This is a genomic window from Streptomyces sp. NPDC026515 (assembly GCF_055567595.1).
On sequence record NZ_JBVHQD010000005.1, the window covers coordinates 192,419 to 216,959 of the forward strand.

Genomic DNA, 24,541 nt, shown 5'->3' on the forward strand with positions numbered 1-24,541 from the left:
CGCCTTCGCCCGGGAGGTGCCCCACCACGTCGCCGCCCACCGGCGCTGACGACGCACCGTCGGCTCCTTTCGACCTGATCCGCCGGACAGGCCCTAGGTGTATTGATCACGAGCGTTGTCGACACCGGCCGGGCTTGATCATGGCGAAGACCGACGGGGCCGCCCACATCAACGGCGCGATCCTGCCGGTGGACAACGGCTGGGCGGCCGTCTGAACCCGGCGCCGCCCGCTCCCCGCCGAGGGCGGCCGGTCAGCCGCCCTCGGTGAACAGCGCGGCCAGTCGCTCACCTTCGGCCTGCGCCGCTTCGCCGTCTTCGATGGGTTTGACCTCGGAGTCCTTGAAGACGATGTAGGTCACACCGGACGGCACCCCGCCGACGAGCGGGTCGGGGTCCACACCCAGCCCCTTCGCGGTGGCGTACGACGCCTCGCCGATGATGTCGCTCGGTCCGGTGTCGCCGACGACGGCGTACTGGACCCGGTCCTGGTAGATCACGGCGGCGACCGCGCCGCCCCGGATGCCGGACGCCCGGTAGTCCCAGCGGCTGCTGGGGCCCGGTACGACGACGTAGGGCAGGGTCTCGGCATTGAGCTGGCGGCCGTCGGACTGCTGGAAGGCGGTGGCGGCGGAGAACGCCGGGTCGGCGGTGCGGTTGCAGTGGGTGGTGACCTGGCCGTCGCAGTCGATGTCGAGGTCGGCCTCCCAGAAGACGGCCTGCTCGGTGCCGCACACGGGGACGGTGGCGGCGGTTCCGGCGTCGGTGCGGTAGCGGCCCTTGGAGATCTCGGTGCAGTCACGCACCCGGGCCAGCAGGTCGGGGGCGGTGATCCGGTGCCGCGCTCCGGGGGCGGTGAGCGAGGCGGCGGGGGCGAGCAGGGCGGTCGGGGCGAGCAGGGCGGCGCCGGCGGTGGCCAGAGTCAGCGTCTGGAGACGCACGATGAGAGACCCTCTCCGTGGGGGACATGGAGTCAACCGGTCCAATGTGGTGGGGTCAGGGCGGCCGGGCCAGGAAGAGGGGGCCTTACAGGGCCGTTCGGAGCAAGGAACTGACACTCCGTGAGATTCCGTCAGGGGCCGGGGCGTCGGGCCGGCGGTGTCGGCCCAGTCACCCCGGCCACCCGCGTCGGCGCGGGATCAGCGACGACAGCGTTCCGCGCCACGGGCGCGAACTCCCCTTCTGTCTCGGGAAGTTCGGCCGTAGAGCCCTCAGCATACGTAACTCTCCCCCGCTGTCTGCAATACGGCCCTCTTGATGTCCGCATCCCGGGCAGGTCATATTGGTCCGGACCTTTGCCGTGCTGCCGTCCCCGGGAGGCGGAACCGTGCGCCGAGTTGTCGTCCTGGTCTGCGCACTGCTGTTCATGACGTCCTGCGGATGGGGCGGGACCTCCGACGGCGACAGCGGCCGGCTGCCCGGCGCCCCGTCGGGGGTCACCGCGGCGGCCGGGAGCGCGACGAGCGTGCATGTGATGTGGAACGCGTTGCCGGCCGGCTCGGGGGTCCGCGGTTACGAGGTGTATCGCGGCACCACGAAGGTCGGTGATGTGCCGGGTTCGCAGCACATGGTGGACGTCACCAGGCTCAGGCCGTCCACCCTGTATGCGTTCACCGTCCGGGCCCGGGGCGACGACGGCAGCCTCGGTCCGCGCAGCCGCGCGGTGCGGGCGACGACCCCGGCGGCGGTCGCGGCGGACCGCTCGGCGCCGGCCCGGCCGGCGCACCCGAGCGGCCGGGCCGTGGGCAGCCGAGCGGTCCAGCTGTCCTGGGACGCCGCGAAGGACGACCGGGCGGTGGTGTCGTACGACATTTTCCAGGGCGATGCGAAGATCCACAGCGTGGGCGGGAACCAGACCGCGACCGTGGTCACGGGACTGCGGCCGGGCACCCGCTACGTGTTCACGGTCCGGGCCCGGGACGCGGCCGACAACCTCTCGCCGGCCGCCGCGGCGGTGCGCCTGACCACACCGGGCAGCGACGACGGCCGGGACACCGCGCCGACCGGGTTCACGGCCGGGAGCCATGCGGAGAGCGGGGCGTACTACCTCGACCTGGCCTGGGACCCGCCGCGCGTGGACGGGGTGATCACGGAATACCAGATCCGGCTCGACGGCGCTACGACGACCTCGCTGGTCTGGGGCGGCACCCCGCCCACAGGCCACTCGACCTACAGCTTCTATGTGGGGCGGGGCCAGGGGGTGGTGCATCATGTGCGGCTGCGGGCACGGCTGCCGGACGGTACCTGGGGCGGGTGGTCGGCACAGCGGGCCGTCACGACCGGGGCGTGAACCGCATCCAGCTCTGGACCGGACGGAGGAACAGATCACCTGGACGGCCTCCCCCGGGTGCGGCACGGGCCGCCGCCGCTTTGGCTGAGCCCTGAGGCAGCACGGGAGTCTCCCGATCCTCGGCGGCGCAAGGGACGTTCCGCCTACCGTGCCGCCGGAGGGCAGCCACATGCGCAACTCACGACTTCTCCTCCGCTCCGGCCTGACCCTGGCGGCCGCCGCCGCGCTTCCGACCTGGCTCGCGGGCCCGTCCGCCGCCGTCACCGGCATCTCGGTGAGCACCACCGGCACCACGGTCTCGGTGGTCACCAGTGCCTGCACGCAGAGCGGTGGCAGCTGGGGCAACGCCTCGCTGCTCAACAGCGGCCAGACCTCCTTCGCCCAGGGGCGGCAGGCGGCCCTGGCGGGCACCACGGTGAGCCAGTCCGCCGCCTGGTCGGGCGTGTCGCCCGGCACCTACACGGTGGTCGTCGTCTGCTCCAACGGCGGTACGGCGGGCACCCAGTCGGTGATCGTGTCCGCATCCGCCGCGGCACCGCCGACCGCCGCGGCACCGCCGACGACCCCCTCCACCGGCAGGTCGGCCGCACCGTCCCGGGGCGTGATGGGCGGCCTGGGCGGTGCCGCCCGCGACTACGGTCCGCTCACGCTGGGCGTCGGCGCGGCGCTGGTCGGCTCGGGCGTCATCGCCACCGGCTGGTACCTGCGCAAGCGGTCGAAGCCGTACCGGCTCTGAACCCCCGTCAGCCCCCGGGAAGTCCGCCGAACTCCCGCAGGGCCTGGTCGAGCCACCCCGTCCAGAAGGACTCCAGGTCGATGCCGGCCCGCAGCACCAGGTGCCGCAGCCGGTCCTCGGGAGCGTCCTTGCCCGGCGGGAAGTCGCGCCGCTCGATCTCCTCGTACTCGGCCAACTGCCTTCGGTGCAGCTCCAGATGGCGGCGCAGGTCGGCTTCGAGCCCGTCGGTGCCGACCACCGCCGCCGCGCGCAGCCGCAGCAGCAGCACGTCCCGCTGCGGCTTGGGGTCCTGGGCGGTGGCGGTCCAGCGGGCCAGTTCGGCACGGCCCGCGGGCAGCACCTCGTAGCTCTTCTTCTGCCCGCGGGCCGGCTGCTCGGTGGGCAGGGTGCGGATGTAGCCCTCGGCCTCCAGCTTTCCCAGCTCGCGGTAGATCTGCTGGTGCGTGGCCGACCAGAAGTAGCCGATCGACCGGTCGAACCTGCGGGTCAGCTCCAGCCCCGACGACGGCTTCTCCAGCAGGGCGGTGAGGATGGCGTGCGGGAGTGACATGGGCCCATCCTAGGGACGGCCCCTACAGGACGGCCGCCAGCTCGGTGCCCTGCTTGATGGCCCGCTTGGCGTCCAGTTCGGCGGCGACGTCGGCGCCTCCGATGAGATGCGCGCTGCGGCCGGCGGCGACCAGCTCCTCGTACAGGTCCCGGCGCGGTTCCTGCCCGGTGCACAGCACGACGGTGTCGACCTCCAGGACGGTGCTCTCCCCGTCGACGGTGACATGCAGTCCGGCGTCGTCGATCAGGTCGTACCGCACGCCCGGGACCATGGTGACGCCCCGGTGCTTGAGTTCGGCACGGTGGATCCATCCGGTGGTCTTGCCGAGTCCGGCGCCGACCTTGCCGGTCCGGCGCTGGAGCAGGTGGACGGTGCGCGGGGGCGCGGGGCGCTCGGGCACGGCGAGGCCGCCGGCGCTCCGGTAGTCCGTGTCGACGCCCCAGTGCCGGAAGTACGTCGCCGGGTCCTCGCTCGCCTTGTCGCCGCCGTCGGTGAGGTATTCGGCGACGTCGAAGCCGATACCGCCGGCACCGAGGATCGCGACCCGGTCGCCGACGGGAGCGCCGTCGCGCAGCACGTCGAGGTAGCCGAGGACGCGGGGGTGGTCGACGCCCGGGATGTCGGGGGTGCGCGGGGTGACGCCGGTGGCGACCACGACCTCGTCGAAGCCGGTCACGTCCCCGGGCTCGACGGTCGTGTTCAGGCGTACGTCCACGCCGTGGGCGTCGAGCTGGTGGCGGAAGTAGCGCAGCGTCTCGTCGAACTCCTGCTTGCCGGGGACCTTGCGGGCCACGTTCAGCTGGCCGCCGATCTCGGCCGCCGCGTCGAACAGGGTCACCCGGTGGCCGCGTTCGGCGGCCGAGACCGCGCAGGCCAGGCCGGCCGGTCCCGCGCCGACGACCGCGACCTTCTTGCGCCGCCTGGTCGGTGCGAGGACCAGTTCGGTCTCGTGGCAGGCACGCGGGTTGACCAGGCAGGAGGTGATCCTGCCGCTGAAGGTGTGGTCGAGGCAGGCCTGGTTGCAGCCGATGCAGGTGTTGATCGCCTCGGGCGTGCCGGCCGCGGCCTTCGCGACGAAGTCGGGGTCGGCGAGCATCGGCCGGGCCACGGAGACCATGTCCGCGGTGCCGTCGGCGAGCAGTTCCTCGGCGAGTTCGGGGGTGTTGATGCGGTTGGTGGTGACCAGGGGGACGGCGACCTCGCCCATCAGCCGTTTGGTGACCCAGGTGTAGGCGCCCCGCGGCACCGAGGTGGCGATGGTGGGGATCCGGGCCTCGTGCCAGCCGATGCCGGTGTTGATGAGGGTCGCCCCGGCGGCCTCGACGGCCTTGGCGAGGGTGATCACCTCGGCCAGGGAGGAGCCGCCCGGGACCAGGTCCAGCATGGACAGCCGGTAGACGATGATGAAGTCCGTGCCGACGGCCTCGCGCACCCGCCGGACGATCTCGACGGGGAACCGCATCCGGTTCTCGTACGACCCGCCCCAGCGGTCGGTGCGGCGGTTGGTCCCGGCGGCGATGAACTCGTTGACGAGGTAGCCCTCGGAGCCCATGATCTCGACGCCGTCGTAGCCGGCCCGCCGGGCGAGGCGGGCGGTGCGGACGTAGTCGTCGATGGTCCGCTCGACGTCCTCGTCGGTGAGTTCACGGGGCGCGAAGGGGCTGATCGGGGCCTGGAGCGCGCTGGGCGCGACGAGGTCCTGGTGGTAGGCGTAGCGGCCGAAGTGCAGGATCTGCAGCGCGATCCGGCCGCCCTCGCGGTGCACGGCCCCGGTGACGGTCCGGTGCTGTGCGGCCTCCTCCTCCGTGGTGAGCTTGGCGCCGCCCTCGTAGGGCCGGCCCTCCTCGTTGGGTGCGATGCCGCCGGTGACGATGAGGCCCACTCCGCCGCGGGCCCGGGCAGCGTAGAACTCCGCCATCCGCTCGAAGCCGCGCTCGGCCTCCTCCAGGCCCACGTGCATGGAGCCCATGAGCACGCGGTTGGGCAGCGTGGTGAAGCCCAGGTCGAGGGGTTTCAACAGGTGCGGGTACGGGCTCATCGGAACCTCCGTGCGCGGTGTCTTCACAGCAGTTCTAGAGGACCGCGCACGAATTATGCAACTAGTTGCACAAAGGCTCCGGTGTGACGTGTCTCAGATCACCGGTCACCGGCTTTCCAGCAGGACGTGCAGCTCCCTCTCCTGGTCGCCCGAGACGGAGGACAGGTTGCGGACCGTGAACAGGGAGTCGAGGGTCGTACGGAGCCGGTCGATCGCCCAGTAACCGCCCTGCGCGTCGGCCTCGACCGAGGCCGCGAGCCGGGGCGGCGGGGTGCACTCGTGGGCGTCGGTGACCTCGAACGTGCCGAGCCACACCATGGGGCGGCTCTCGTGGAGCTGCTGGGGCACGTCCTCGGCCTCACGGTCGGACTCGAAGCACTGGCACAGCGCGTCGAACACGATCCGGGCGTCTTCCTTGCTGCACCCGCTGATCTCAAGCGAGACGGGTTCCTCGTGCAGTCGCTCAGGACCCATGGCGATCGCTCCTCTCATGGCGATGGCGCGGTCACCCGGGTTCCCCCGCGAACCGCGCCATGCCAACAGAAAAGCACCGATTGCCAGGTGGTGCATCACCCGGCGCACCGCCCGGGCGGGGAAGTCAGCCCCGCGTGAACCTGTACGTCTTGCTGTCCGTGAGGATGCAGAACCCGGGCGACATCACGATGACGCGCAGGGTGCCCGTGCGCCGGTCGAAGTCGACACCCTCGGCCTCGAAGGTGCCCGAGCAGGAACTGCGCAGCGGGAGCTGGCGCAGGGCGGTGACGTGGCCGCTGACGCCACCCGTGCCGGGCTGGGCGGACAGGTCGATCTGCAGCAGCGGCTTGGCGTACCCGAAGAGGCTGCCGTCCGGGTCGTCCGAGGAGCACAGCAGCGTGGTCGCGCCGGAGAAGTCGCAGCCCTGGACGTCACGCACCGCGTGGTCCAGGCTGACGACGGAGGCCAGCGGGAGGTTCGCGGACGGCGAGGTGGCCTTGTTGACACCCGGCGTGGGGAAGACCAGGAAGCGGGTCATCGTGCCGTACTCGCCGGAGAGCATGTACTGGCCGTCGGGCGAGATCGCGTCCCAGGAGTTGTTGAGGGCCTCTCCGGTGGCGAGCGTGTGCACGTACTCGGACCAGGCGCCGCCGGGGGCCTGCACCCGGTACATCTTGGCGGTGCCGGAGTCCGCCTGGTAGGGCTCGACGTAGTAGCCGTCGTAGGACTCGTCGGGATCGCCGACGTGGTTCCAGCCTCGACCGGAGACGCCGATCGGGATGGTGCCGATGCCGGTGTAGCGGTTGGCGCTGTTGGCGGGGACCTCGACCGAGGTCAGCCCCTGGCTCTCGGTGAGCGGGTCGGCGCGGTCGGAGCCGGTCTCGGTCCAGGTGTCGGCGGCGGACGCCGGGCCGGTCGACAGGGCGAAGGCCGCGGCCAGGGCGACCAGGGCGGTCAGGCCTGCGCGACAACGTTGCCGGGTGGACGCGGGCATGGAAGCCTACTCCTCGGTTCGGGGGGTGGGACGCGCGTTCGGCGGTCAGTCTGGCGTGCACCTGACAGACATGTACAGACCGGCGACGGAACGGGAAGGTGAACTCGGGCCCGTGCCGCCCCGGTGCCGGTTTCGCCGCACGGACGCCGCCGTGTTGAGAGATGGTGGAAAAGTCGGCGGCGGCGTCGGAGAGTCGGGAGTGAACGCGATAGAACAAGGAGAGTCGGCACGGGGGACGGCGTGCCGTGCGCAGGTTCGAAGGCGGTGCGTGCAATGAGTCCAGCCGAGGCGTCGGGACCCGGGGGCCTGGAGCCCGTGCGCGGCCCCGTGCGTCCGGGCGGGCTGCTCGACGTCCTGCGCGTGGCCTCGGTCGTGCTGGACTCCAGGGGACGCATCGCGCTGTGGAGCCCCCAGGCCGAGGAGTTGTTCGGCTACTCGGCCCACGAGGCGCTCGGGCAGTACGCGGCCCGGCTGATGGTGGACGAACGCCACATCGAACTGGTCGGCAAGCTGTTCGCGGACGTGATGCGTACCGGGCAGAGCTGGGCGGGCGGCTTCCCGATCCTGCACAAGGACGGCACCACCCATGTGGTGGAGTTCCGCAACATGCGGCTCACCGACGACAACGGCGACGTGTTCGCGCTGGGTCTGGCCGCCGACCAGTCGACGGTGCGCCGCCTGGAACAGGACCTGGCGCTGTCCGAGCGGATCGTGAAGCAGTCACCGATCGGGCTGGCCGTCCTCGACACGGAGCTGCGGTTCGTCTCGGTCAACCCCGCGCTGGAGCGGATCAACGGGGTCCCGGTCGAGGAACATCTGGGGCGGACGCTGCGTGAGGTGGTGCCGCTCCTGGACGCCGACGCCCTGGAGTCGGCGTACCTGCGGGTGCTGCGGACCGGTGAGCCGCTGATCGACCAGTCGATCGTGGGCAGGACGCCGGCCGACCCGGACGAGGAGCACATCTGGTCCCTGTCGGTCTACCGGCTGGAGGACGCGCTGGACAACGTCCTGGGCGTGGCCATCTCGGTGGTGGACATCACCGAGCCCTACCGGGCCGGCGTCGAGGCCGAGAACGCGCGCCGGCGCCTGGCCGTGATCGCCGACGCCTCGACCCGGATCGGCACCACGCTCGACCTGGAGCGCACGGCCGCCGAGCTGGCCGACGTCGCCGTACCGGAGCTGGCCGACGTGGCGGCCGTGGACCTGCTGGACACCGTGGTCGAAGGCCGGCGCAGCACGCTCGGCCCGGCCGAGCCGGCCGTGCTCCGCGCGCTCGCCGTGCGCGCCGAGCGGGGAGCGGACGCGGTGCGGGCGGCCGACGTGCCGGGCACGGTCGCCCGGTACGCCCCCGACCGGCTGGTCACCGAGTGCGTACGGACCGGCGAGGCGGTCCTGGTGCGGCAGGTCCGGGACGAGGACCTGCCGAGGATCGCCCGCTCCCCCGAGGCGGCCGCGCTGCTGGCGCGGGCCGGGCTGCACTCGTACCTGGCCGTGCCGCTGATCGCCCGCGGCGAGGTGCTGGGCGCCCTCGACCTCAAGCGCACCGCCAGTCACCCGGCGCCCTTCGACGACGACGATCTGCTGCTGGCCCGCGAGCTGGCGGCCCGAGCGGCCGTGCAGATCGACAACGCCCGCTGGTACCAGAACGCCCGCACCACCGCGCTCACCCTCCAGCGCAGCCTGCTTCCCACCCACCCCCGGGTCACCAACGGTCTGGAGGTCGCCTCCCGCTACCAGCCGGCCGGCGCCACCGTCGAGGTGGGCGGCGACTGGTTCGACGTCATCCCGCTGGACGGAGGCAGAACGGCCCTCGTCGTGGGCGACGTGATGGGCAGCGGCATCAACGCGGCCGCGACGATGGGCCGGCTGCGCACCGCGACCAACACCCTGGCCTCCCTCGGTCTCGACCCGGCCGTCCTGCTGGAGCACCTGGACAAGACCACCTCCGGCCTCGACCACTCCATCGCGACCTGCGTGTACGCGGTGCACGACCCGCTGCTGCGGCAGTGCTGGATCGCCAACGCCGGCCATCTGCCGCCGGTCCGGGTCCGTCCCGGCCGGCCGCCGGAACTGCTCGACCTGCCCACCGGGGTCCCGCTGGGCGTCGGCGGGATCCCCTTCGCCACCACCGCGGTCGACTTCGAGCCCGGTGACGAGCTGGTGTTCTACACCGACGGTCTGGTGGAGACCCGCAGCCACTCGCTGGACGAGCGGCTGGACGCGCTGCTGGCCCTCCTGGGCGACCCCGCCCGGCCGCTGGAGGAGGTCTGCGACCTGCTGCTGCGGGAGCTGCATCACCCCGACAACCACGACGACGTGGCGCTGCTCATCGCACGGGTGCAGGAACCGCTGCCCTAGCCGGGGGGGTGGGGGCGGCCCCCGGGCCGCCCGACAGCGGTTGCATCGCGTTCACAGGGACTCGTTACCGAATTCTTATCGGCGAACCCGGACAATTCACAGACAGGCATGCCTCGCTTTGCCGCGTGCCGTTCGCCGATGGGAGCGAGCCGTGACGCACGAACCGGAGCAGGAACACCGCCGTGACGGCGGCGGAACCGACCCGTCGGTCCCGCCGGTGCCGGACCATCCCCCGCAGGCCGACCCGCACCGGGAAGTGCTCGCCGCACCCGGACCGGACCGTGACCCGGGCCGGCGGGTACGCGATCTGTGGCGCCGGCAGCCGGCCCGCGCGCGTGCCGTGACCGTGGCCTTCGTCGCCGGGGCTCTGGCCCTGGGCGGCACCGTGGCGTTCGCCGCCGGATCCGGCGCGAGCGGCTCCGGCGCACCGCCCGCCGCCTCGGGCGCACCGTCGCCGCCCGCCGCCCCGGACGGGCACGGCCCCGGGCACGGCCGGTTCGGCATGGGCGGCCTGGGGGTGCACGGTGAGGCGACCGTCAAGGACCCCGACACCGGCAAGTACGTGGTACGCGTCTGGCAGCGGGGCACCGTCGAGAAGGTGGCCGACGACCAGGTCACGGTGAAGAGCGCCGACGGTGTGTCGTGGACGTGGACGGTGGGCTCGGGCGTCAAGGTGCGCGGCGACGACGGCTCGCTCAAGAAGGACGCGAAGGCGTTCCTGGTCGGCACCCGCGGCGACGACGGCAAGCTGACCGCCGCGGCCGCCTTCTCCGGTGACTTCAGGGGCATGGGCCGGGGCGGCATGCACGACCACCACGGGCCGTGGCAGCGTCCCGGTGACCGCTCGCCGTCACCGAGCCCCTCGGCGAGCGGGGCGACGACCTAACCCTGGTCCCGTACGCCCACCACGACGTTGGCGTACAGCTCCTCCGAGACCGCGAGCCGGGCCGTCAGGCCCGCGGCGGCGAACGCTTCGAGGGCCGCCGCCACCTGGCGTTCGCTGGTCTCGACGAGGACGCAGCCGCCGGGCGCGAGCCACTCGGGCGCTCCGGCGGCGACTCTGCGCAGCACGTCCAGGCCGTCGCCGCCGCCGTCCAGGGCGACCAGCGGCTCGTGGTCGCGGGCTTCGGCGGGCAGCAGGCCCACCTCGCCGCTGGGGACGTAGGGCACATTGGCCGCGAGGATGCCGATCCGGCCGCGCAGGGCGGCGGGCAGCGCGTCGAACAGGTCGCCCCGGTGGGCGTGGCCGCCGTAGGGGGCGATGTTGCGCCGGGCGCAGTCGACCGCGGCCGGTTCGATGTCGGCGGCGTGCAGTTCGGCGTCACCGAGGGCGGCGGCGAGGGCCGCGCCCACCGCGCCGGAGCCGCAGCACAGGTCCACCACCACGGACGCGTCCGGGGCCTGGGCCAGGGCCTGGTCGACCAGGAACTCGGTCCGGCGGCGGGGCACGAAGACGCCGGGCCCCACGAGCACCCGCAGCCCGTGGAAGCCGGCCCAGCCGAGGACGTGTTCGAGGGGCTGTCCGGCGGCTCGCCTGTCCACCATGGTGGCCAGCTCGTCCGGGGTACGGGCGGTGGCCAGGATCAGGTCCGCCTCGTCCTCGGCGAAGACACAGCCCGCGGCGCGCAGCGCGGAGACGACGGCGGTGGTGTCGGAGAGTGAGAGCATCGCCGAGAGTCTATCCGGCGGCCGCTCGGTCGATCACACGCCGACCGTCTCCTCTTCCTCGGTCACCGCGGCCGCCTCCGCCTCGTCCGCCCGCGCCCGTGCCGTGGGAGCGGCGGCCGAGGCCGGTGCGGCCGGACGCGCGGCCCGGGCCCTGGCCCGCTCGCGGAGGGCCGCGACCGCGGTGAGTACGAGGCCGGCCAGCAGCCAGACCGCGAGGGTCACGACCTCGCGGCGCAGGCCGTCGTCGCCGAAGTACAGCAGGCTGCGGACGCCCTCGACGAAGCCGGCGCCGTTCCAGAAGGCGTGCAGGGTGCCGAAGAAGCCGTTCTGCGGCTCGGGGCGGAACAACCCGCCGGAACTGGTGAAGTTGAGCATCACGAACAGCACCATCATGGCCAGCGTGGTCCACCGCCGCAGGAAGGTGCGCAGGCCGACGCCGATGAGCAGGATGCCCGCCGAGTAGAGCCAGGCCAGGTCCCAGACGCCGGCCAGGTCGTGGTGGGCGAGGTGGGACACCGGTCCGGCGAGCAGGGTGCCGATCCCGCCGACGACGGCGGAGACGCCGAGCGCGAGCAGGGCACGGATCCGCATGGGGAGCGTGCCGCCGGCCGCGCCGAGCGCGCCGACCGAAGCGTAGGAACCGATGCTCACCGCGATGAGCAGGAAGAACAGGCCCTGACCCGTGGGGTCTTCGGCGACCGGCCGGGCCACGTCGGTGACCTTGAGCGGAGCGCCCTCGTGGGCGGCGACGGAAGTGAAGGCCTTCTCGACGGCGGTGGCCTCGGTGTCGGCGGTGGCACCGGCGACGATCAGCTCGGGCGCCTCGGTGGCGGCACGTAGGCGCCGGCGACGGTACGGGACGTGAGCAGGTCGACGGCCGCGGCGCGGGACGGGACGGTTCGGACGTCGAGCCGGTCCCCCGCGGTGTCCTTGATGGTCTGCGCGAACCCCTTCGCCTTCGGGCCGGCACCGATCACGGCGACGGGCATGTGGTGGGGCTCCGGGTGGACGAACGCCTCCATGTAGGCGAGCCCCATGCCCAGGCACATCAGCAGCGGGGTGATCAGGTGCGTGAGCACATGGCGCGGCGCCGGTGACCTCACCGCGCACGACTTACAGACCTTCCGGGAAATTGGTTGGCATATACAACTCCTGATGAAGTTGTACTATGCAACTAGAATGTCGGAGGAGGTATTCCCATGAACGTGCCGACGGCCGGGGCGACGGCGGCCGAGGCGGCCGTCGAGACCATCCAGCACGAGATGACGGCCTTCGCGCGCCGGGCCCGGGCATCCGCCGGGCGCATGCATCCCGAGCTGTCACTGGTGTCGTACACGCTCCTCGGACATCTGGAGGAGCGCGGCGGCTGCCGGGCGACCGACCTGGCCGCGCACTACGCGCTGGACAAGTCGACGGTCAGCCGGCAGGTCGGGTCGCTGGAACGGGCCGGGCTGATCGAGCGGCGCCCGGACCCGGAGGACCACCGGGTCCAGGTACTGCATCTCACGGAGGCCGGGCAGGAGATCCTGGCCCAGGTCACGCGCAGCCGCCGGACCGCCTTCCGGGAGCGGTTGGCCGACTGGCCCGAGGAGGACCTGGCCAGGTTCGCCGGGTACCTGGAGCGCTACAACGCGGGGGCGTCCGCGGGGACCGGCGAGGACTGACCGACCGTCTGCGGCACCCGGGCCGCGAGGAACGCGGTACGACGGCGCAGCCGGAAGCCGAGGGACTCGTACAGCCGTATCGCGGTGGTGTTCCCGGCTCCGGTGTGCAGGAACGGGGTCTCGCCGCGGGCCCGGATGCCGTACGCGACCGCCCGGATCAGCCGGGTCGCCAGGCCTTCGCCCCGGTACGCCGGATCGGTGCAGACCGCGCTGATCTCGGTCCAGCCCGGCGGGTGCAGCCGCTCCCCCGCCATCGCGACCAGCCTCCCGTCCCGGCGGATGCCCAGGTACGTGCCGAGTTCGATGGTGCGGGGCAGGAACGGGCCCGGCCGGGTCCGCTCGATCAGGTCGAGGATCTCGGGTACGTCGGCCGGACCGAGGCGCACCGCCTGCGGCTCCGGTACGGCCTCCATGCCCTCGTCCACCAGCTGCACGCCCGGGATGTTCATGGTGAGTACCCAGCCGTCGGGGAGGTCACCGCGGTAGCCGGGCAGCCCGACCTCCGTGCCGGGCCCGGCCAGGGCGGCGAGATCGGCCCAGTCGTCGGCGTCGGGCTCGCCGGGCAGCGCCAGCCAGGGGGAGACGTCGACGGGGTAGCGCAGGATCCGTCCACGCCGTTCGGCGAAGAGGGCGTGCGGGCCGGTCAGCGAGGCGAGGGCGGGATTGTCCAGGACGTGCGGCGCGCCCTGGCGGGGACCAGGGACGCTCATGCGGCGACCTCGATCACGATCTTGCCGCGCGCATGCCCGTCCTCGACGGTGCGCAGCGCCTGGCCGGCCTCCTCGAGCGGGAAGGTCCGCGAGACGTAGGGGTCCAGCTCGCCGCCCACGACCAGTTCGGCCACCTCGTCGAGGACCGCCGCGGTACGGGCGCGTTCGACCCGGCTGCCGCCCAGCGCGGCCACGGTGTCCGGGGCGGCCCCCGCGGTGATCAGCTTGGCGCGGTCCTCGATCAGGCCGGCCGCCTCGGCGAGCACCTCACCGCCCACCAGGTCGTACACCGCGTCCACGCCCGCGGGCGCGGCGGCCCGCACCCGCTCGGCCAGGCCGGGGCCGGAGGGCACGTGCACCGCGCCGAGCCCCTCCACGAAGCCCTTCTTGGCCTCGCTCGCCACGCCCACTACCCGCAGCCCCCGGGCCCGGGCGATCTGCAGGGCCGCCGCGCCGACTCCACCGCCCGCACCGGTGACCAGCAGGGTCGCACCCTCGGGCAGGTCGAGCTGGCGCACCCCGTCGTAGGCGGTGGCGGCGGCGACCGGCAGGGTGGCGGCGTCGGTGAAGGACAGCGCGGCGGGCTTGTGCGCCGTCACGGACGCCGTCAGCAGGGCGTACTCGGCGAACGCACCGGCCGGTGTGTTGCCGAAGACCTCGTCGCCGACGGCGAACCCGGTCACCCCCGCGCCGATTTCCTCGACCACCCCGGCGGCCTCGCTGCCGAGCACGACCGGGAAGCGCGCCTCGCCCTCGCCCGGCCGGCGGAAGCCGTTTCGAAGCTTCCAGTCGACGGGGTTGACCCCCGCCGCCCGCACCGCGACCAGCAGCTCACCGGGGCCGGGAACGGGCCGGTCCACATCGGCGAAGGCCTCGGTCTCGGGCCCGCCGTGCCTGGTGTAGACGTACGCCTTGGGCATCGTTCTTCCTCGCTCTCAGATGCTGTCACCGGTTTCCCGGTACCGGCTCTCTGGGCCAAGGAGGATCGCCGGGACGCTATTCCCGCGCCCTCGAATCGTTCATACGGCCGCAATGATCGGGGCTCTGACCTGGGCGCACGCGGGCCGTGGCCGCCGAGCCGGCGGCCTTTCAGGCTGACAGTCCCGCGACGATTTCGTCGGTCGGGACGATGGCCCTCGCGTAGGAGGGCATGTTGAAGCGCAGTGACGCGTCCATCTCCGGGAACCCGAAGCTGCCGATGGCGTCCTTCACCACCGTGACCTCGTAGCCGAGTTCCGCCGCGAAGCGCACGGTGGATTCGATGCAGGTGTTGGCGCGCATGCCGATCAGGACGACTTTGCGGACGCCGTGCTTCTTGAGCTGCAGGTCGAGGTCCGTGTTGGCGAATCCGGACGACATCCAGTGCTCGTGCGCGACGACCTCGCCGGGACGCGGCTGGAAATCGGGGTGAAAGCTGCCGCCCCAGGTTCCGTCGGCGAAAATCCGCCCCTCGGCGGCGGACGCCTGAACGGGAGGAATCGTCTTCCAGTGGCTGTACGGATCGCTTTCCCGCCAGCGGTGGTGCGGGGCGATGAAGACCTGCGTTCCGGCCCCCCGAGCGGCGGCGAGGACCTGCCGCATGTGCTCGACGACATCGCGCCCCTCAAGGGTGGAACGGCTGCGTTCGTACAGCTTGCCGCCCTCCGACAGGAAGTCGTTGTAGGGATCGACGACGAGCAACCCCGTGAGTTCAGGTTCGTAAGCCTGCTCAGGTGTCGACATGACCAGTCCTCTCCCGGCTCGCCACGCCGAAGAGCCAAGCGCGCACCACGTGCATCTTCATGATGAAAGCCCCCGTCCTCCGGCGCCTTTCGGCGGAGAGGGCCGCCCTCGGTGCGGCGTGGCACGGAACGTACACGTCGGCCGCTTTCGCCCTGGTTACGCCGTCAGGTGGGCCCGCTGCGCCGTACGGGGTGGCACACCGTGTGGACGCTCGCGTGCAAGGGGGGCACGCTGGAGCTGCGGACCGGCTGTCCGGCCCTACGGCTCCCGTGGCGGCGAGGAGGTCGACATGCGTACCCGAGTGCGTGGCTGGCGCTGGCGGTACAACCCGCTGCGGCGCAAGTCCGACCAGGTGGAGGCATGGATCGCGCTGTCCGTCGCGGTCCTGCTGTGCATAGGTGCGCCCCTGGTGGGGGCGGTGGCGGGGCTGTGGGCCCATGATCAGGCGCGGTCGGTGGCCACGGCTCAGCGGGCCGAGCGGCACATGGTACGGGCGTCGGTCGTCGGGGACGCGCCGGAGCAGCTGCCGTCGGCGGAGGGCGGCGACCGGGAGCACGCCTACCAGACCGACGTCCGCTGGACCGAACCCGGCAAGGGGACGAGGACCGCGCTGGCCCGGGTACCGGCGGGGACCAGGACCGGTGACCGGGTCGAGGTGTGGTTCGACCGCCGGGGGCACAGTGTCGCCCCACCGCCCGACGAGGTCGCCGTCTGGCAGCACACGGTCACGGTGGGCCTGTGCGGGGCGGGCGGCGCCACGGCCGTGGTGCTGCTCGGTCACGGGGTCGTCCGCCGGGTCGCGCTGCGGCGCCGGCTCGCCGAGTGGGAACAGGAGTGGGCCCGCACCGGACCGGACTGGACCCGCGGCCGGACCTGAGGTCCCGCCCTCCGCTGCGCCGCGTCCACCGTGTCTGACCTCCTGTGACAGCGGCGGCGGAGGCCTGGCGACCCGTCCGGCCGCCCGCGTACGGTGTGATCACCGGCATGATCCCTGCGCCCAAAGGCGGTTGTTGATGGCCCTGTTCGACCTTCCCTTCGACGAACTCCGTGAGCACCGCAGCACGTCGGCGGCGCCCGAGGACTTCGACGCCTTCTGGTCCAGGACGCTCCAGGAGGCCCGCGGGCACGACCTCGACGCCCGCTTCGAACCGGTCGACACCGGGCTGTCCACGGTCGACGTGTACGACGTGACCTTCGCGGGGTTCGGCGGCCACCCGGTGAAGGGCTGGCTGCGGCTGCCTGCCAGGGCCACCGGACCGCTGCCGCTGATCGTGGAGTTCGTCGGCTACGGCGGCGGGCGCGGACTGGCGCACGAGAACCTGCTGTGGGCGTCCACCGGGCGGGCGCATTTCGTGATGGACACCCGGGGCCAGGGCAGCGCCTGGGGCGGCGGGGGCGGCACCGCCGACCCGGTGGGTGGCGGGCCGGCGTTCCCCGGGTTCATGACGCGCGGCATCGACGCGCCCGAGAACTACTACTACCGCCGGGTGTACACGGACGCGGTCCGGGCTGTCGAGGCGGCCCGCTCGCACCCGCTCACCGACTCGGCGCGGACGGTGGCGCTCGGCGCCAGCCAGGGCGGCGGGATCAGCATCGCGGTCGGCGGGCTGGTCCCGGACCTGGTGGCGGTGGCGCCGGACGTGCCGTTCCTCTGCGACTTCCCGCGCGCCGTCACCGTGACGGACCGCCATCCCTACCGCGAGATCGCCCTGTTCCTCAAGACGCACCGCGGCCGCTCGGCGGACGTGCAGCGCACCCTGTCCTACTTCGACGGTGTGCACTTCGCGGCGCGCGGCCGGGCCCCGGCGCTGTTCTCGGCGGCCCTGGAGGACCAGACCTGTCCGCCGTCCACGGTGTTCTCGGCCTTCAACGCCTGGGCGCACGAGGACAAGGCGATCGAGGTGTACGACTTCAACGACCACGAGGGCGGGGGCCCGTACCACGAGGCGGCGAAGCTGCGCTGGCTGCGCGCCCACGCCTGAGGGGACGTGGAACACCTGCTCCCGGACGGCTGTCGCACGTCACACCGGCCGGCCGATCGTCGCCGCGCCTCGCGAGCCGTCCGCCGAGAGGGTGGCCATGGTGTCGAGCGCCGTGTCGGCCACGGGGAGCAGATGCGCGTCCGCCCGCCGCCCTTCCCTCCAGTCCGACCAGTCGGTACGTTCGGAGTGCCCGGGCCGCGGCGTGGCGGTCCGGGTTTTCCGGCGTACGACGGAGGGCGCATGTCCGAGCACGAGCCGCTGGTCCACGGTCACTGCGAGCCGCGTTTCGCGGCGGTACGGGAGGCCTTCGAGGGGAACTTCCGGGACCGTGGGGAGCTGGGCGCCGCCGTGGCGGTGACGGTCGACGGCGAGACGGTCGTGGATCTGTGGGGCGGCTGGGCTGAGCCCGGACGCGCCCGGCCGTGGGAACGCGACACCCTGGTGAACGTCTGGTCGACGACGAAGGGCCCGGTAGCCCTCTGCGCGCACATCCTGGCCGACCGGGGGCTGCTCGACCTCGACGCGCCGGTGGCCGACTACTGGCCCGAGTTCGCGGCGGCGGGCAAGGAGCGGGTCCTCGTCCGGCATCTGCTCTCGCACCGGGCCGGACTGTCCGGGCTGCGGGAGCCGCACTCGCTCCAGCAGCTGTACGACTGGGAGTTGACGACCTCCCGGCTGGCGGCGACGGAGCCCTGGTGGGAGCCGGGTACACGGTCCGGATATCACGCGATCACCTACGGGTTCCTGGTCGGCGAGGTGGTGCGGCGGGTGTCGGGGCTGCTGCCGGGGGCGTTCCTGGAGCGGGAGGTGACCGGACCTCTGGGCATCGACTTCACCGTCGGGCTCCCGGAGAAGGAGACCGGACGGGCGGCGGTGCTGGACCATCCACGGGTCATGTCCGACAGCGAACAGGCTGCGATCTTCAGCCAGTTGGCACCGGCGGCGGTGGCGGCACTGGCCAACCCGGGAGTGGGCGCCGGCGCGGCGAACACGCCCGAGTGGCGGGCGGCCGAGATCCCGGCGGCCAACGGTCACGGCACGGCACGGGCGGTGGCCGCGCTGTACGGCGTGTTCGCGGGCCGCGGCGAGTTCGGCGGTCTGCGCCTGCTGTCGCCAAAGGCCGCCGAGCGGGTGCGCGAGGGGCAGGGCAGCTGCCGTGACCTGGTGCTGGGGGCGGGTTTCGAGCACGAGACCGAGGTGGCGCTCGGTCTGTGGCTGAGTGGGACGAACGGCTCCTACGGACCGAACCCACGGGCCTTCGGGCACGACGGCTTCGGCGGTTCGTGCGGGCTGGCCGATCCGGAGGCAGGGGTTTCGCTGGGGTACGTGATGAACCGCATGGGGCCGCGGATCGCGGACGACCCCCGGAAGACGGCCCTGGTGACCGCCCTCTACGCGAGCCTTTGAGGCCGGTTCGGTTTCGGCCGAACCTGTGAGCCGCCCTTCCCTGATGGTTTAGACCAATGCTAGATCTGGTCGCGCAATGAGCCCGCACGGCTACGTCTTGTCACCAACAGGAGGCGCGGCATGGTCCGCACCACCCACCACGACCACTCCGAGAACGAAGAGCAGCCCCTGTACGGGCGGATCGCGACACAGCTGCTCGGCGAGCTGCGCGCCGGAACCATCCCGCCGGGCGAACGACTGCCGGGGGAACGGCAGTTGGCACAGCACTTCGGCGTCAGCCGGGAGACCGTCCGGCAGGCGCTGGAGGTGCTGCGGCACAGCGGCCTGGTCGCCACCGACCGGCGGGGCAGTCACGCCACGCTGCACGGACGGCCGGTGGAGAGCCCGGTCTCCCTGGCGTTCCCGGTGGGCGCCGGAAGCACGGAGCACGGCGCGGTCGACCGCGCCACGGTGACCTGGGAGGAGCCGCCACCGGAGCACGCGGCGGCCCTGGGTCTGGCCCCGCACCGGCCGACCCTGGTCCACCGCTTCGAGTCGGCCGCACCCGACGGCCGCGCCCTGCGCACCGCGGTGACCTCCTTCTCCGCCGTCGCCCTGACCGAGGTCGAGGAACTGGGCCGCTACCGGGACCGGGCCGACGGCGCGGCCGCCGCCCAACTGCGGCGGGCCTACGACTGGATGCGCAAGGCCGGCCTCACGCTGCACCACCGGGACTCGATCAGCCAGATCGCGAACGCGGCCTCGGTCCTGGTGACCCGCCGGGTGCACGACCAGTACGCCCGTCCGTTGGAGATCACCGACCTCGTGGTGGACGCCCAGCAGGAGACACTGGTCTACGAGTTCACGGTCCCGGCCGCGGGCTGACCCGCGCCGGTCTTCCTGGCCACGACGAGCCGGGCGCGCGGGCTGCCGTCGTCACGCCGCCCGAACCCGGGCAGCGCGCACAGCTCCACCGAGAACCCTGCCCGCTCCAACTCCCCCAGCACGGACCCGAGTCGGAAGGCCCGGTAGTACATGACGAAGGGCGGCCGCCACAGGGCGTTGCGCACCCGCATCACCGCGTCGAAGCCGAGCAGGATCCAGAACCCGGGGCGCGTGGGGCGCGGCGGCGCCGGCACCGGGAAGGCGAAGACGCCGTCCGGCCGCAGGACCGAGTGGACCTGGCCGAAGAGTCCGGGCAGCTCCCGGGGCAGGAAGTGCCCGAACGCCCCGAAGCTGACCACCAGGTCGAAGACCGGCCCGAACGGCAGGGCCCGGGCGTCCGCGCGCACCCAGCGGACGTCCGGCCCGTCGGGCGGGGGCAGCCGCCGGGCGATGTCGAGCATGCCGGCGCTGAAGTCGACGCCGGTGACGCTGGTCGGGCACACCTGGGCCAGCACGTCCAGACCGGCGCCGGTGCCGCAGCACAGGTCGAGGCCGTCCGGATACGGGCCCAGCGGGGTGAGCGCCTTGGCGACCGACTCCAGGACCGAGTCCGGGGTCCGGAAGGGGGTGTGGTCGAACTTCGGGGCCAGCAGGTCGTAGCCGCACTCGACCGAGGACAGTGCCTGGACGGTGAGCTCGCGCAGACTCGGGCCATCGGGGCTGAACATCCGGCCAGCTTACGGGAGCGACCGGCAGCCGACCCGTCGCAGGCGCGGCCCGCGCGACGGGGCGCCCCTTCGCCGGGTCTGCTGAGCGTCAGTCCTTGAGCTGCTCCAGCGTGGACTTGGTGTCCGTCTTCAGCCAGCCCGTCACGTCGTCGAGGGTCGGCGGGTCGGTGTCGCTGTCGTACGACGAGAAGTAGGCGCTGTAGCTCATCGTGTACGTCATCCAGCCGTCCCGCACCGCGAGCGTGGCGTACCGCGAGCCGCTGGTGGTGGAGCCGCTGCTGGTGTCCTCGGTGACCAGGTAGGCCTCGTCGCCGATGCCCTGCACGGGGCTCACGTCGTAGTCGGTGTGGCTGTCGCCGTAGTTCTTCCAGGTGGCCGTGAACTCCGGCGCCGGGTCCGTCTTTTTGTGCAGGTCCACCTGCATCGAGAGGTAGGCGTCCGCGTAGCCGGACCCGGTCTTCTTGAGCGTGATGCTGCAGTAACTCTGGTCCAGGGCCGGGTCCTTCAGCGCGTTCTTCGTGGGGGCCGAGTCGGCGTCGGGGTACTCGTCCTTGAACGAGGAGTAGTCCGCGCCGGAGCAGAGGTTCGCGGGCGCCTGATAGCCGCGCAGGTCCGCGCTGCCGCCAAGACCACCGGTGAGGAGGAGGGCGGCCGCCCAGCCCGCGGAGGCCACCACCGCTCCCACGACCGCCCACAGCACGGCTCTTCCGGCCGCGTTCTGGCCGGCGGACGGCGGTCCGGCCGGCGGCGGGTAGCCGTAACCGGGCTGCACGGCGTAGGGGTTGCCCTGCTGCGGGGGCGGCACCGGCTGGTTGAGGAGGGCCGGCTGGGCGTAGGGGTTCTGCGGGGGCGGCGGCGACTGCGGGTCCGGATACGGATACGCGGTCGGCTGGGGCGCCGGAGCCGGCGGCTGGTCCGGCGGCTGTGCGGGCGGCGACGGCTGCTGCGGGGGCTGCTGAGGAGTCGACGGCGGCTGCTGCGGAGAGGACGGCGACTGCTCCGGTGGCGTGGACATGTCGTGAAGATAAGGCATTACGCGACATCAAGTCCCCTCCCGGCCATGACCGTTATGGATTGCGGACATTCGTTGCCGGCCCACGACTTCCCGGTGGCGCGGAGCCGACGACACGTCAGGCGGAGGCGGGCTGCCCGGGCGCCTGGGCCGCCACCCGCGCCGTGTTCCTGCGGACCGGCAGCACGGTGACCGGCGCGGAGGACGCCGCGCTCTTCGCGATGGTGCTGATGACGGCAGGTCCGAGGCCCTGCCCGGACGCGCGGCCGGTTCCGGCTCCCGTTCCCCTGATGAAGGCGGTTTTCCCGGCCACCCGACCCATGACTGCCGAGTCCCTCGTCCCGAGCCGCCGAAGTGGCGGCCACGTGGGTGGGGCTCGCGGCCACAACGACACATGCGTCAGGGAAGGGCCATCGGGGGTGGGCACGGCTGGTATGCGGCTCAGCCGCGAAGGCGCACCGGGAGGGCGTGGACGCTGTTGCCGACGAAGCTGGCCTCCCGGGCGAGCCCGCCCTCGGGCACGGCCAGGTCCAGGTCGGGAAAGCGGTCGAAGAGCCGCTCCAGGGCCACGGTGGCCTCCAGTCGGGCCAGCGGGGCGCCCAGGCAGTAGTGGGCGCCGTGGCCGAGAGAGAGATGACGGGCGGCGTCGGGGCGGGCGGGCCGGGTGACGTCGAACCGGTCGGCGTCCAGGCCGTACGCCGCCGGGTCCCGGCCGGCGGCGGAGTAGCCGGCCAGGACCGGGGTCCCGGCGGGGATCACCGTGCCGCCGAGGGCCAGGTCCCGCACGGGGTAGCGGAACGGGAAGTAACTGACCGGCGCGTCCCAGCGCAGTGTCTCCTCCACCACGTCCGCCCAGCCCGCCTCGCCCTCGCGCACCAGGTCGAGCTGGTCGCGGTGGCCGCACAGGGCGCGCACGGCGTTGGTGATCAGGTTGAGGGTGGTCTCGTGCCCGGCGATGATCATCAGAACCAGGGTGCCGATCAGCTCCTCCTGGCCCAGCCGGTCGCCGTCCTCGTCGCGTGCGGCGATCAGGGCGCTGGTGAGGTCGTCGCCGGGGTGCTCGGTCCGGTCCGCGGCCACGGCGGCCAGGACGGCGACCAGTTCCCGGTTCGCGGCGACCGCCTCGGCCGGTTCGATGCCGGTGGCCACGACCCGGCTGGACAGCTGGTGCAGCCGGTGGCGGAACCGGGCGTCCACTCCCAGGAGTTCACCGATCACGTCCATGGGCAGCGGCAGCGCGAAATGCCGGCGCAGATCGGCGACGCCGTCCACCGCGGCGCGCTCCAGCCCGTCGAGCAGTGATGCGGTCAACTCCTCGATCCGGGGCCTCAGTTCCTCTACCCGGCGCGGTGTGAAGGCACGGCTGACCAGTTGGCGCAGCCTGCGGTGGTCGTCACCGTCGGCGGTGGTCATGCCCCGGACGGCGGCGAAGGTCAGCAGGGGCCAGCCGGTGGCGATCCGGCCCTCCCGCAGCTCGGTGAAGTGCCGGGCGTCCTTGGCGACTTCCGGATGCTGGAGGAACTCCCTGAGCGCCTCGTGCCCGAGTACGGCCATGCCCGCGACACCGCCGGGCAGGACGACCGGCGTCACGGCGCCGCGCGCCAGCAGCCTGGCGTTGTCGGCGTGCGGACAGCCGCCGGCGGGGTCCAGGCGGTGCGGCACGGGCGAGGTCTCCACCGGGGCTCCTGACGCGTGGGGCAGGCGGGCACGGCCGATCCTAGGCGCCCGTGCCCCTGGGGAAGCCGCGTTTCCCGGCCAGTCGCGTCGGGCCCGGGGTGGCGGGCTGCCACCGAGGGCACCGAGGGCACCGAGGGGGCACCGAGGACGGGAATATCGGTGACCGGTGCCATGTTGAAGATGCCGGAACCCTGGGTATAGTGCGATCAGCACCTGTGGGCGCCCCCTGTCGGGCGCCGAGTGCCGGTTCCACCCCTCCAGCCGTATCGCCCGTCGTCTCCGACCGGCTCACCGGCTTCTCCGCACCACCTTGTGACCTGGGTCCTTCTGCCCTCCCCGAGGTGTCGTTCCCGCCGCACGGAGGCCTGTGCGCACGCCTCCCGCTCGCGGCCCACTCCCCCTTCTCCGCTGTCTTCCGTCCCCGAAAGGACCACCTCTCATGACCACCACACTCGAACCCCCCGTACAGCAGCAGGACCGGAACACCGTCCGGCCCGTCACCGGTGTCCTCGACGTCGACGCGGGCGGGAAGGGGCAGCTGCGGGCGACGAGCTGCCTGTCCTCCCCCGCCGACCCGCAGGTCTCCGCCGCACTGATCCGCCGTCACGGCCTGCGCGGGGGCGACCTCGTCGAGGGCCTCAGGGGCGGCCAGCGCGCCCTGACCGAGGTCACGCGCGTCAACGGCCGTAGGCCCGAAGAGCTGCGCGGCCGGCGTCACTTCCGCGAGCTGACCCCGCTGCACCCGTACGAGCGGATCCGCCTCGAGCACCCCGCCGCGGGGCTCGCCGGGCGGGTCACCGACCTGTTCGCCCCCGTCGGAAAGGGCCAGCGCGGACTGATCGTGGCCCCGCCGAAGACCGGCAAGACCGTGCTGCTCCAGCAGTACGCCGCCGCCGTCGCCGGCAACCACCCGGAGTGCCACCTCATGGTGCTGCTGCTCGACGAGCGCCCCGAGGAAGTCACCGACATGCGGCGTTCGGTCCGGGGCGAGGTGTACGCCTCCACCTTCGACCGGCCCGCCAAGGAGCACATCGCCCTCGCCGAACTCGTCGTCGAGCGCGCCAAGCGGCTCGTCGAGGACGGCCGGGACGTCGTCATCCTCCTGGACTCCCTGACCCGGCTGTGCCGGGCCCACAACAACGCGGCCGCCACCAACGGCCGTACCCTCAGCGGTGGCGTCGACGCGGGCGCGCTGCTCGGCCCCAAGCGGTTCTTCGGGGCCGCCCGCAAGGCGGAGGAGGGCGGCTCGCTCACCATCCTGGCCACCGTCCTGGTGGACACCGGCTCCCGTGCCGACGGCTACTTCTTCGAGGAGCTGAAGGGCACCGGCAACATGGAGCTGCGCCTGGACCGCGAAGTGGCCTCCCGGCGGGTCTTCCCGGCCGTGGACATCACCCCCTCCGGCACCCGGCGCGAGGAACTCCTGATCTCCCCCTCCGAGTTGACCGTCGTACGCGGACTGCGCCGGGCCCTGCAGAGCCGGGAGGGGGTCCCCTCCGGCCTGGAGACGCTCCTTGAGCGGATGCGCGGGACGCCGGACAACACCACCTTCCTGCGCCGTGTCCGGCCGACCCTGCCCACGGGCTGACACACGGCCGGGCGTGCGGCATCCGGGTTGCTCAGGACCCTCGTCCGGCCCAGGCTGCGCGCCGGAAACCGCCACTCTTCCT

The 24,541-nt window shown here is 72.8% G+C and carries 23 protein-coding genes and 1 pseudogene; 10 read left to right on the plus strand and 14 right to left on the minus strand.

What is annotated here, in order from left to right; translation table 11 throughout:
* Positions 1 to 251: 251 nt before the first annotated feature.
* Positions 252 to 938: a glycoside hydrolase family 75 protein gene (locus ACZ4O3_RS11710; RefSeq protein ID WP_467722031.1), complete on the minus strand. Its 687-nt coding sequence runs from the start codon at positions 936 to 938 to the stop codon at positions 252 to 254.
* Positions 939 to 1,324: 386 nt separating this feature from the next.
* Between ACZ4O3_RS11710 and ACZ4O3_RS11715 the strand changes: the two genes are divergently transcribed.
* Both ACZ4O3_RS11715 and ACZ4O3_RS11720 read left to right on the plus strand, forming a co-directional pair.
* Positions 1,325 to 2,287 (plus strand): fibronectin type III domain-containing protein, encoded by a 963-nt coding sequence (locus tag ACZ4O3_RS11715; RefSeq protein WP_467722032.1) that lies wholly within the window; start codon positions 1,325 to 1,327, stop codon positions 2,285 to 2,287.
* Between the two features lie 169 nt (positions 2,288 to 2,456).
* On the plus strand, positions 2,457 to 3,023 hold the full coding sequence (locus ACZ4O3_RS11720) for a hypothetical protein (protein WP_362725056.1): 567 nt from the start codon (positions 2,457 to 2,459) through the stop codon (positions 3,021 to 3,023).
* A gap of 7 nt (positions 3,024 to 3,030) precedes the next feature.
* Here the strand turns inward: ACZ4O3_RS11720 and ACZ4O3_RS11725 are convergent, their stop codons facing one another.
* The 4 genes from ACZ4O3_RS11725 to ACZ4O3_RS11740 form a co-directional block, all read right to left on the minus strand.
* Positions 3,031 to 3,573 carry a PadR family transcriptional regulator gene (locus ACZ4O3_RS11725; protein ID WP_362725053.1) on the minus strand — a complete coding sequence of 181 codons (543 nt, stop codon included), beginning with the start codon at positions 3,571 to 3,573 and terminating at the stop codon, positions 3,031 to 3,033.
* 22 nt (positions 3,574 to 3,595) lie between these two features.
* Complete coding sequence (locus ACZ4O3_RS11730; RefSeq protein WP_467722033.1) at positions 3,596 to 5,611, minus strand: FAD-dependent oxidoreductase; 2,016 nt, start codon at positions 5,609 to 5,611, stop codon at positions 3,596 to 3,598.
* Between the two features lie 105 nt (positions 5,612 to 5,716).
* Complete coding sequence (locus ACZ4O3_RS11735; protein WP_362725048.1) at positions 5,717 to 6,085, minus strand: hypothetical protein; 369 nt, start codon at positions 6,083 to 6,085, stop codon at positions 5,717 to 5,719.
* Between the two features lie 124 nt (positions 6,086 to 6,209).
* The gene (locus ACZ4O3_RS11740; protein WP_362725045.1) at positions 6,210 to 7,079 is read right to left on the minus strand and encodes a hypothetical protein; all 870 of its coding nucleotides are present in this window, start codon (positions 7,077 to 7,079) and stop codon (positions 6,210 to 6,212) included.
* Between the two features lie 273 nt (positions 7,080 to 7,352).
* On the opposite strand from ACZ4O3_RS11740, the gene ACZ4O3_RS11745 reads away from it, so the two are divergent.
* Positions 7,353 to 9,437 (plus strand): SpoIIE family protein phosphatase, encoded by a 2,085-nt coding sequence (locus ACZ4O3_RS11745; protein ID WP_467722034.1) that lies wholly within the window; start codon positions 7,353 to 7,355, stop codon positions 9,435 to 9,437.
* Between the two features lie 151 nt (positions 9,438 to 9,588).
* The gene (locus ACZ4O3_RS11750; RefSeq protein WP_467722035.1) at positions 9,589 to 10,323 is read left to right on the plus strand and encodes a hypothetical protein; all 735 of its coding nucleotides are present in this window, start codon (positions 9,589 to 9,591) and stop codon (positions 10,321 to 10,323) included.
* On the opposite strand, the gene ACZ4O3_RS11755 is transcribed toward ACZ4O3_RS11750, so the two are convergent.
* Both ACZ4O3_RS11755 and ACZ4O3_RS11760 read right to left on the minus strand, forming a co-directional pair.
* A complete protein-coding gene (locus ACZ4O3_RS11755) occupies positions 10,320 to 11,105 on the minus strand; it encodes a putative protein N(5)-glutamine methyltransferase (protein ID WP_467722036.1) in 786 nt (261 codons plus the stop codon). The two genes, ACZ4O3_RS11750 and ACZ4O3_RS11755, sit on opposite strands and share 4 nt — an antisense overlap.
* 33 nt (positions 11,106 to 11,138) lie before the next feature.
* Positions 11,139 to 12,208 (minus strand): annotated as a pseudogene (locus ACZ4O3_RS11760) (ABC-2 transporter permease).
* Between the two features lie 96 nt (positions 12,209 to 12,304).
* On the opposite strand from ACZ4O3_RS11760, the gene ACZ4O3_RS11765 reads away from it, so the two are divergent.
* The gene (locus ACZ4O3_RS11765; protein ID WP_467722037.1) at positions 12,305 to 12,769 is read left to right on the plus strand and encodes a MarR family winged helix-turn-helix transcriptional regulator; all 465 of its coding nucleotides are present in this window, start codon (positions 12,305 to 12,307) and stop codon (positions 12,767 to 12,769) included.
* Here ACZ4O3_RS11765 and ACZ4O3_RS11770 read toward each other — a convergent pair.
* The 3 genes from ACZ4O3_RS11770 to ACZ4O3_RS11780 form a co-directional block, all read right to left on the minus strand.
* Positions 12,730 to 13,479 carry a GNAT family N-acetyltransferase gene (locus tag ACZ4O3_RS11770; RefSeq protein ID WP_467722038.1) on the minus strand — a complete coding sequence of 250 codons (750 nt, stop codon included), beginning with the start codon at positions 13,477 to 13,479 and terminating at the stop codon, positions 12,730 to 12,732. The genes ACZ4O3_RS11765 and ACZ4O3_RS11770 overlap by 40 nt on opposite strands.
* A complete protein-coding gene (locus ACZ4O3_RS11775; protein ID WP_467722039.1) occupies positions 13,476 to 14,399 on the minus strand; it encodes an NADP-dependent oxidoreductase in 924 nt (307 codons plus the stop codon). The genes ACZ4O3_RS11770 and ACZ4O3_RS11775 overlap by 4 nt, the downstream gene beginning before the upstream one ends.
* Positions 14,400 to 14,568: 169 nt before the next feature.
* Positions 14,569 to 15,159, minus strand: coding sequence for a cysteine hydrolase family protein (locus ACZ4O3_RS11780; protein WP_467722040.1), 591 nt, complete (start codon positions 15,157 to 15,159; stop codon positions 14,569 to 14,571).
* Positions 15,160 to 15,490: 331 nt separating this feature from the next.
* Between ACZ4O3_RS11780 and ACZ4O3_RS11785 the strand changes: the two genes are divergently transcribed.
* The 4 genes from ACZ4O3_RS11785 to ACZ4O3_RS11800 all read left to right on the plus strand — a co-directional run bounded on the left by ACZ4O3_RS11785 (position 15,491) and on the right by ACZ4O3_RS11800 (position 19,454).
* Positions 15,491 to 16,078, plus strand: a complete 588-nt coding sequence (locus ACZ4O3_RS11785; RefSeq protein WP_362727396.1) for a DUF3592 domain-containing protein — start codon at positions 15,491 to 15,493, stop codon at positions 16,076 to 16,078.
* A gap of 136 nt (positions 16,079 to 16,214) precedes the next feature.
* Positions 16,215 to 17,183, plus strand: coding sequence for an acetylxylan esterase (locus ACZ4O3_RS11790; protein WP_362727394.1), 969 nt, complete (start codon positions 16,215 to 16,217; stop codon positions 17,181 to 17,183).
* A 240-nt stretch (positions 17,184 to 17,423) separates the two neighbouring features.
* On the plus strand, positions 17,424 to 18,590 hold the full coding sequence (locus tag ACZ4O3_RS11795) for a serine hydrolase domain-containing protein (protein WP_467722041.1): 1,167 nt from the start codon (positions 17,424 to 17,426) through the stop codon (positions 18,588 to 18,590).
* A 120-nt stretch (positions 18,591 to 18,710) separates the two neighbouring features.
* Positions 18,711 to 19,454: a GntR family transcriptional regulator gene (locus ACZ4O3_RS11800; RefSeq protein WP_467722042.1), complete on the plus strand. Its 744-nt coding sequence runs from the start codon at positions 18,711 to 18,713 to the stop codon at positions 19,452 to 19,454.
* Here ACZ4O3_RS11800 and ACZ4O3_RS11805 read toward each other — a convergent pair.
* The 4 genes from ACZ4O3_RS11805 to ACZ4O3_RS11820 all read right to left on the minus strand — a co-directional run bounded on the left by ACZ4O3_RS11805 (position 19,424) and on the right by ACZ4O3_RS11820 (position 22,871).
* The gene (locus tag ACZ4O3_RS11805) at positions 19,424 to 20,182 is read right to left on the minus strand and encodes a class I SAM-dependent methyltransferase (protein WP_467722043.1); all 759 of its coding nucleotides are present in this window, start codon (positions 20,180 to 20,182) and stop codon (positions 19,424 to 19,426) included. The two genes, ACZ4O3_RS11800 and ACZ4O3_RS11805, sit on opposite strands and share 31 nt — an antisense overlap.
* Positions 20,183 to 20,270: 88 nt before the next feature.
* Positions 20,271 to 21,197, minus strand: coding sequence for a hypothetical protein (locus ACZ4O3_RS11810; protein ID WP_467722044.1), 927 nt, complete (start codon positions 21,195 to 21,197; stop codon positions 20,271 to 20,273).
* A 115-nt stretch (positions 21,198 to 21,312) separates the two neighbouring features.
* Positions 21,313 to 21,507 (minus strand): hypothetical protein, encoded by a 195-nt coding sequence (locus ACZ4O3_RS11815; protein WP_467722045.1) that lies wholly within the window; start codon positions 21,505 to 21,507, stop codon positions 21,313 to 21,315.
* Between the two features lie 128 nt (positions 21,508 to 21,635).
* Complete coding sequence (locus ACZ4O3_RS11820) at positions 21,636 to 22,871, minus strand: cytochrome P450 family protein (RefSeq protein ID WP_467722046.1); 1,236 nt, start codon at positions 22,869 to 22,871, stop codon at positions 21,636 to 21,638.
* Between the two features lie 439 nt (positions 22,872 to 23,310).
* Between ACZ4O3_RS11820 and rho the strand changes: the two genes are divergently transcribed.
* Complete coding sequence (rho, locus tag ACZ4O3_RS11825) at positions 23,311 to 24,459, plus strand: transcription termination factor Rho (RefSeq protein WP_467722047.1); 1,149 nt, start codon at positions 23,311 to 23,313, stop codon at positions 24,457 to 24,459.
* The last annotated feature ends 82 nt before the right edge of the window (positions 24,460 to 24,541 follow it).

Bases quoted from the DNA above. Each gene is read 5' to 3' on its own strand.
- ACZ4O3_RS11720 (WP_362725056.1), top strand. From the start codon at position 2,457: ATGCGCAACTCACGACTTCTCCTCCGCTCCGGCCTGACCCTGGCGGCC.
- ACZ4O3_RS11725 (WP_362725053.1), bottom strand. From the start codon at position 3,573: ATGTCACTCCCGCACGCCATCCTCACCGCCCTGCTGGAGAAGCCGTCG.
- ACZ4O3_RS11730 (WP_467722033.1), bottom strand. From the start codon at position 5,611: ATGAGCCCGTACCCGCACCTGTTGAAACCCCTCGACCTGGGCTTCACC.
- ACZ4O3_RS11735 (WP_362725048.1), bottom strand. From the start codon at position 6,085: ATGGGTCCTGAGCGACTGCACGAGGAACCCGTCTCGCTTGAGATCAGC.
- ACZ4O3_RS11740 (WP_362725045.1), bottom strand. From the start codon at position 7,079: ATGCCCGCGTCCACCCGGCAACGTTGTCGCGCAGGCCTGACCGCCCTG.
- ACZ4O3_RS11745 (WP_467722034.1), top strand. From the start codon at position 7,353: ATGAGTCCAGCCGAGGCGTCGGGACCCGGGGGCCTGGAGCCCGTGCGC.
- ACZ4O3_RS11755 (WP_467722036.1), bottom strand. From the start codon at position 11,105: ATGCTCTCACTCTCCGACACCACCGCCGTCGTCTCCGCGCTGCGCGCC.
- ACZ4O3_RS11765 (WP_467722037.1), top strand. From the start codon at position 12,305: ATGAACGTGCCGACGGCCGGGGCGACGGCGGCCGAGGCGGCCGTCGAG.
- ACZ4O3_RS11770 (WP_467722038.1), bottom strand. From the start codon at position 13,479: ATGAGCGTCCCTGGTCCCCGCCAGGGCGCGCCGCACGTCCTGGACAAT.
- ACZ4O3_RS11775 (WP_467722039.1), bottom strand. From the start codon at position 14,399: ATGCCCAAGGCGTACGTCTACACCAGGCACGGCGGGCCCGAGACCGAG.
- ACZ4O3_RS11785 (WP_362727396.1), top strand. From the start codon at position 15,491: ATGCGTACCCGAGTGCGTGGCTGGCGCTGGCGGTACAACCCGCTGCGG.
- ACZ4O3_RS11790 (WP_362727394.1), top strand. From the start codon at position 16,215: ATGGCCCTGTTCGACCTTCCCTTCGACGAACTCCGTGAGCACCGCAGC.
- ACZ4O3_RS11795 (WP_467722041.1), top strand. From the start codon at position 17,424: ATGTCCGAGCACGAGCCGCTGGTCCACGGTCACTGCGAGCCGCGTTTC.
- ACZ4O3_RS11800 (WP_467722042.1), top strand. From the start codon at position 18,711: ATGGTCCGCACCACCCACCACGACCACTCCGAGAACGAAGAGCAGCCC.
- ACZ4O3_RS11805 (WP_467722043.1), bottom strand. From the start codon at position 20,182: ATGTTCAGCCCCGATGGCCCGAGTCTGCGCGAGCTCACCGTCCAGGCA.
- ACZ4O3_RS11810 (WP_467722044.1), bottom strand. From the start codon at position 21,197: ATGTCCACGCCACCGGAGCAGTCGCCGTCCTCTCCGCAGCAGCCGCCG.
- rho (WP_467722047.1), top strand. From the start codon at position 23,311: ATGACCACCACACTCGAACCCCCCGTACAGCAGCAGGACCGGAACACC.